Origin of the sequence: Bartonella sp. CL266QHHD (assembly GCF_042195355.1) — a bacterium.
GTDB lineage: Bacteria > Pseudomonadota > Alphaproteobacteria > Rhizobiales > Rhizobiaceae > Bartonella.
In genome coordinates, this window is sequence record NZ_JBHIOD010000047.1 from 1 (window position 1) to 4569 (window position 4569).

The following is a 4569-nucleotide window of genomic DNA, read 5'->3' on the forward strand; positions in this document are numbered from 1 at the left end:
CCGTAATGCATGGGTAAAACCGGAGGTCTATAGCTATCCGCTTTACATCTGTACACGCCCTGAAATGCTGTTTAAAGCAGTGATTGGAGCGAAATAACATGCGATGGCACGGGCTGCTAAACCAAATGGTTAAAGATGTACGCAACACTTTTGGGCAGCCCATCATCTACACGCGAAAAGACAACCAGCAATCTTTTCGTATCACAGCGATTTACGGCATTAAGCATTCAGAATCGGACGCCGGTGGCAGAATCTCTACCACAATTGCAAGAAAGGAACTTGATCTTTGTATCAATGATATCGGCGGAATACCACCAAACCCTCAAGATAGTGTTGTAATCATTTCCCCTGAAAACAGCAAAGCTCCCTCTTCTCAAGAGCACTTCGTGATCACAGATGTCCAAGCCTCAGAATCCGGTATGTATAAGCTTATCTTGCGGGAGATAAAACAATGAGGCATCTTTATTTGGTGTGTTTAAAAATCAATAAGGCTGCCCAAGAACTCGGATTACTGCTGCAAACCTTGGATTTGGAATAGCACTAAATCGATAATTCCATGGTGCGCCGGTACGGTGACTGATGTGACATTCTTGGTATGTTATAGTTACTGATGCAATTCTTGCCCAAGTAGTCCTTTCATTATCTTCAGGGCTTTCAAATACAATAGCTTGATTTGTTACTAAAAGACGTCCTAAAATTGGATTCTTTTCGCCAATATCAAAGGTAACGCGTTCTTGAACTCCCAACAGTTTTTCATTTTGTACTAAACGATAATCATATTCACTTGCGTCAAGTTCTTGAAACATTTCACATGCTTCCTCAAAATTAGAGGGAGGAATATCTGATTGCCACAGAGCAACTTCTTGCTCAAAGCTTTTTTCCTTTTTTGTCTCACGATAGGCAATAATAACAAAAATTAAAACAATAAAAATGGGTACTAATAACCACGGCGTAATAGTTACTGTTACCACAATGCCTCCAATCAGTAGAGCACAAAGGAGAACGATCTGTACCCTCTTTTCTAACCGTTTTTTTTCAAGTTCCGGCGACATTTTATTAACAACTGATAAATCAGAAGAAGGATGGATATGGGGGGGAGGCATTAAAACCTGCTCTGAAACTTTTTCTTTAAAACGTTTGTTGCGTTTATCTTGCCAATGAACAAAAATAGACAATGCAATAAATGCAAAGAAAATTAACCTGAACCATCCCCAAAAACCTAGACCATCATTTTCGTCTGACTTTTTATCTTGAACATGGATACTTTGCTTATCAGTATTCTCAGGTAGTGCCTTTGTCACGCTTTCATTTTGAGTAGCAACATCTATTAATAAAGTCGAGGAGGAGGAAAAAATTTCATTATTGTACGCAACTTGATCTGGTTTGATTTTGTGAAAAAAAAACGCACCTAATATTGCAGAGCCGAGAAATAATAAGACTCCAATACCAAGGGTTTTCAATCCATTTTTACGCCATTTTTTTATACACACTAAAACAAGTCCGACAACCATCACCGGTAACGACAACAAACATACGATCATCGCAATTGTATTAAGTATGTCGAGCATTATTGTCCCCTCCACTATAAATAAAAAACTAAGCTGGAAAATCTAAAGTGAGTCGACAAATAAAGTAAATATGTGCTTATGATTTTTAGAAAAAAGTGATATTATTACAGGAGTATGAATAATCGAAACAGGAACCTAACGAACACCTTAAATACTAAGCGGATAAGCTACCGAGATAGTTTATTTTCGCACATTAAAGGCTTTGACTCATTGTATGTTACTCGCATATAGTGATCTTGTGGGGTGTGGTTATGCTATAAAACACCTTCATAGGAAAGCATAACGATGGACTTACTACCGTGTTTTTGAGCACCCAGCACTTTCTAATTAAAGAGTCAATGAAAAACATCTAAGTAGTAAGGAGTTCATTATGAATACTCTATAGAAATTAAAGAACAAACTATTGGCCAAGAAACAATTCAAACTGTTAACGCGCGTGATTTGCATGCGTTTTTGGAAATAAAGTCTGAATTTAGAAATTGGATTAAAAATCGCATTAAAGAATGTAAATTTCAGGAAAATATAAACTTTATAACGCTTACTAAAAATTTAGTAAGCGGTGGAAAGGTAAAATAATACCACATTACGTTAGACATAGCTAAACATCTTTCGATGATAGAGCGTAATGATAAAGGGCATGAAGCACGTCAATACTTTAACAAATGTGAACGGCTTTTGAAACAAGTAGTGACACCACAAGTTGACTACTCCAAACCTGAAGCATTACTTGGTGTCTTGAATCACCTACAAAATCAAATAGAGCAGAAAGATCATGTTATTGCTGAATTAGCACCAAAAGCAGAAGCACTTGATGGTTTAAAACGCTCTGATGGTTTGTTTGGTCTTATTGAAGCAGAAAAGATGTTAGAGGTACGACCTAAGGACTTAACTGATTACTTGCGTAAACATGATTGGGTGTATCGACGGGCTCCAGGGGCGCCTCTGTTACCTTATCAGGACAAGATCAAGAAAGGATTTATGGATTGTCCTGCTATTACTATTCAAAGACCGGATGGTACAGTAAAGGTGCTGCCTTCAACGAAAATCACATCCAGAGGATTAGCATGTTTAAGAGAGCAAATCTTTTGGGGGGGGCAATGAATACCAGTATCGATTTTTTGTGCGATTTATGGATGGCATTGTTTTAATTTTCTGATCGTGATGATGTCGAAGATAAAGCTTTTAATGCTCTCATTGAGACCATGGATGCAATAGAAAAAGCTTTGATTTTAAAACTTCAAGATGAGGTGCCGAATATTACAAAGATTCTTGCAGTTCTTACAGGTTTTGGAACTTCAGAACTACCGCATAGCATGAATCCGTTATTGCAAGCTTATGCTCCTACTTTGGAAAGTCCTGTTGTAAAAGCTGCTTAACTTAAAAACACAACTCCCCTCCCTGTTCTTAAAATGGGGAGTGGTTAAACCCTACATTCAAATTTATTGATTTTGGCAAATTCGTCTGCTTTTTCAGTTTGTAATATACTAACGTCATAAGCAGCTTGCATGTTAAGCCAAAATTCAGCAGTAGTATCAAAAAAATAGGCTAATCTTAGTGCTGTATCGGGAGTCACTGGACTATTTTCAGCAACAATACGTTCTATTCTCGTGCGTGGAACATTTAATGCTTTTGCAAGAGCATAAGCAGAGAGAGCATATTCTTTTAAATATTCCTCTCGTAAAATTTCTCCGGGATGAATCGCTATATAATTTTTCATCTCGACCTCCTACAGATCAATGATAATCTACGATTTCAACTTCATAGGCGCCATTAGAGCGCCATTCAAAACAAATACGAAACTGGTCATTAATACGGATAGAATATTGACCTTTACGCTCTCCTTTCAATGCTTCTAGGCGATTTCCCGGAGGACTACGCAAATCTTTAAGATCAACTGCTTTATCGAGCATAAACAATTTTCTTTGGGCTATACGCACTAGAGTGGTGGGCAAGCCTCTGGGCGGATTGCCTTCTAAAAGATCTTTACACCGCTTATCAGCAAAAGATTCAATCACCAAATCACCTTTATTCGTTCTTTTACGTATCATAACACGATACCAACATAAAGAAAAGGATAAATGTTAAATAACAGGAGCCCCCATGCATCCTAGAGAGACGATAAGAGAAACATTTGTTGCGTTGATTAAAGCAGCAAAAACAGCAGCTGGTGACAATGTTTTCAATATGCGTGATTTCAACTTTTCCGTTGAGAACACGCCTGCAATTAATATCTCAACACAAAGTGAAACGATTGAAGATGGCTATGATTATGGAATAAGGCGGCGTGTTTTAACGCTAGATGTTGAATGTTATGCGACATGTGAAGATGGTGCACGCTTTGTTGACCAATTAGCATGGGAAGTTGAGGAGGTTTTCTACGCTAATCCCAATCTCAACAATACCGTTGAGACATGCCGCCTGCAAAATATTGCTTTTGCCTTTGGCGATAATGGCGCCTTAGCACTCCATGGTGCAATTTTAACCTTTGAAGTCATTTATGTGACAAATATCCCCAACATGGATGAAGAAGACGGCAGTGTAACAGCAAGAATCGTTGAACCTTTCTTAAGCTTTGAACCAGAAACAGGCGTGAGAAATAAAGATAAATACCATAAAATCGAGGTTACTCATGTTAGAGCGGCGCGATAAAGAAATCACAGATCTAAAGAGACGTGTGGCCAATATGGTTGTGGTGGGAAAAATTAGCCATGTCGACCATAAAAACGCACGCTATCGGATAAAAAGTGGCAATCTTGTCAGTGACTGGATTCCAGACACACAAGCCCGCGCCGGTAAAACACGCTCTTATGAAGGGCGCGATGTTGGAGAGCAAGTGATTGTTGTCTCGTCATCCGGAGATTTATCACAAGGGGTGATTGTTGGTTCACTTCATACCGATGCTAATCAAGCAGCCGATAAGGGCAGCATTCACCGAACGATATACCCTGATGGAACCAGCCTTGAATATGATGATGAACAAAATACTTATGGAATTCACATC

6 protein-coding genes and 2 pseudogenes are annotated in these 4569 nt (G+C 38.6%); 5 read left to right on the forward strand and 3 right to left on the reverse strand.

Annotated elements, in window-relative coordinates:
• Positions 1–98 precede the first annotated feature (98 nt).
• The gene (locus tag ACFIK7_RS06565) at positions 99–455 is read left to right on the forward strand and encodes a hypothetical protein (RefSeq protein ID WP_375663124.1); all 357 of its coding nucleotides are present in this window, start codon (positions 99–101) and stop codon (positions 453–455) included.
• Positions 456–482: 27 nt separating this feature from the next.
• On the opposite strand, the gene ACFIK7_RS06570 is transcribed toward ACFIK7_RS06565, so the two are convergent.
• Entirely contained in the window at positions 483–1568 is a 1086-nt protein-coding gene (locus ACFIK7_RS06570; RefSeq protein ID WP_375663125.1) for a hypothetical protein, read from the reverse strand.
• Positions 1569–1949: 381 nt separating this feature from the next.
• Here ACFIK7_RS06570 and ACFIK7_RS06575 point away from each other — a divergent pair.
• Together ACFIK7_RS06575 and ACFIK7_RS06580 are read left to right on the forward strand one after the other, a co-directional pair.
• A pseudogene (locus ACFIK7_RS06575) lies at positions 1950–2669 on the forward strand (antA/AntB antirepressor family protein).
• Positions 2666–2944 (forward strand): annotated as a pseudogene (locus ACFIK7_RS06580) (hypothetical protein). The pseudogenes ACFIK7_RS06575 and ACFIK7_RS06580 overlap by 4 nt, the downstream one beginning before the upstream one ends.
• Positions 2945–2988: 44 nt before the next feature.
• On the opposite strand, the gene ACFIK7_RS06585 reads toward ACFIK7_RS06580, so the two are convergent.
• Positions 2989–3285 carry a HigA family addiction module antitoxin gene (locus ACFIK7_RS06585; protein WP_004861504.1) on the reverse strand — a complete coding sequence of 99 codons (297 nt, stop codon included), beginning with the start codon at positions 3283–3285 and terminating at the stop codon, positions 2989–2991.
• Between the two features lie 16 nt (positions 3286–3301).
• Positions 3302–3616, reverse strand: a complete 315-nt coding sequence (locus tag ACFIK7_RS06590) for a type II toxin-antitoxin system RelE/ParE family toxin (RefSeq protein ID WP_375663126.1) — start codon at positions 3614–3616, stop codon at positions 3302–3304.
• 52 nt (positions 3617–3668) lie between these two features.
• Between ACFIK7_RS06590 and ACFIK7_RS06595 the strand changes: the two genes are divergently transcribed.
• Both ACFIK7_RS06595 and ACFIK7_RS06600 read left to right on the forward strand, forming a co-directional pair.
• Complete coding sequence (locus ACFIK7_RS06595; protein ID WP_375663127.1) at positions 3669–4217, forward strand: hypothetical protein; 549 nt, start codon at positions 3669–3671, stop codon at positions 4215–4217.
• Positions 4198–4569 (forward strand): phage baseplate assembly protein V (locus ACFIK7_RS06600; protein ID WP_375663128.1); only part of this gene is annotated, 372 nt, incomplete at its 3' end. The genes ACFIK7_RS06595 and ACFIK7_RS06600, both read left to right, overlap by 20 nt.

Excerpts from the sequence above, each read along its gene's own strand:
- ACFIK7_RS06565 (WP_375663124.1), top strand. The coding sequence starts at position 99 with ATGCGATGGCACGGGCTGCTAAACCAAATGGTTAAAGATGTACGCAAC.
- ACFIK7_RS06570 (WP_375663125.1), bottom strand. The coding sequence starts at position 1,568 with ATGCTCGACATACTTAATACAATTGCGATGATCGTATGTTTGTTGTCG.
- ACFIK7_RS06585 (WP_004861504.1), bottom strand. The coding sequence starts at position 3,285 with ATGAAAAATTATATAGCGATTCATCCCGGAGAAATTTTACGAGAGGAA.
- ACFIK7_RS06590 (WP_375663126.1), bottom strand. The coding sequence starts at position 3,616 with ATGATACGTAAAAGAACGAATAAAGGTGATTTGGTGATTGAATCTTTT.
- ACFIK7_RS06595 (WP_375663127.1), top strand. The coding sequence starts at position 3,669 with ATGCATCCTAGAGAGACGATAAGAGAAACATTTGTTGCGTTGATTAAA.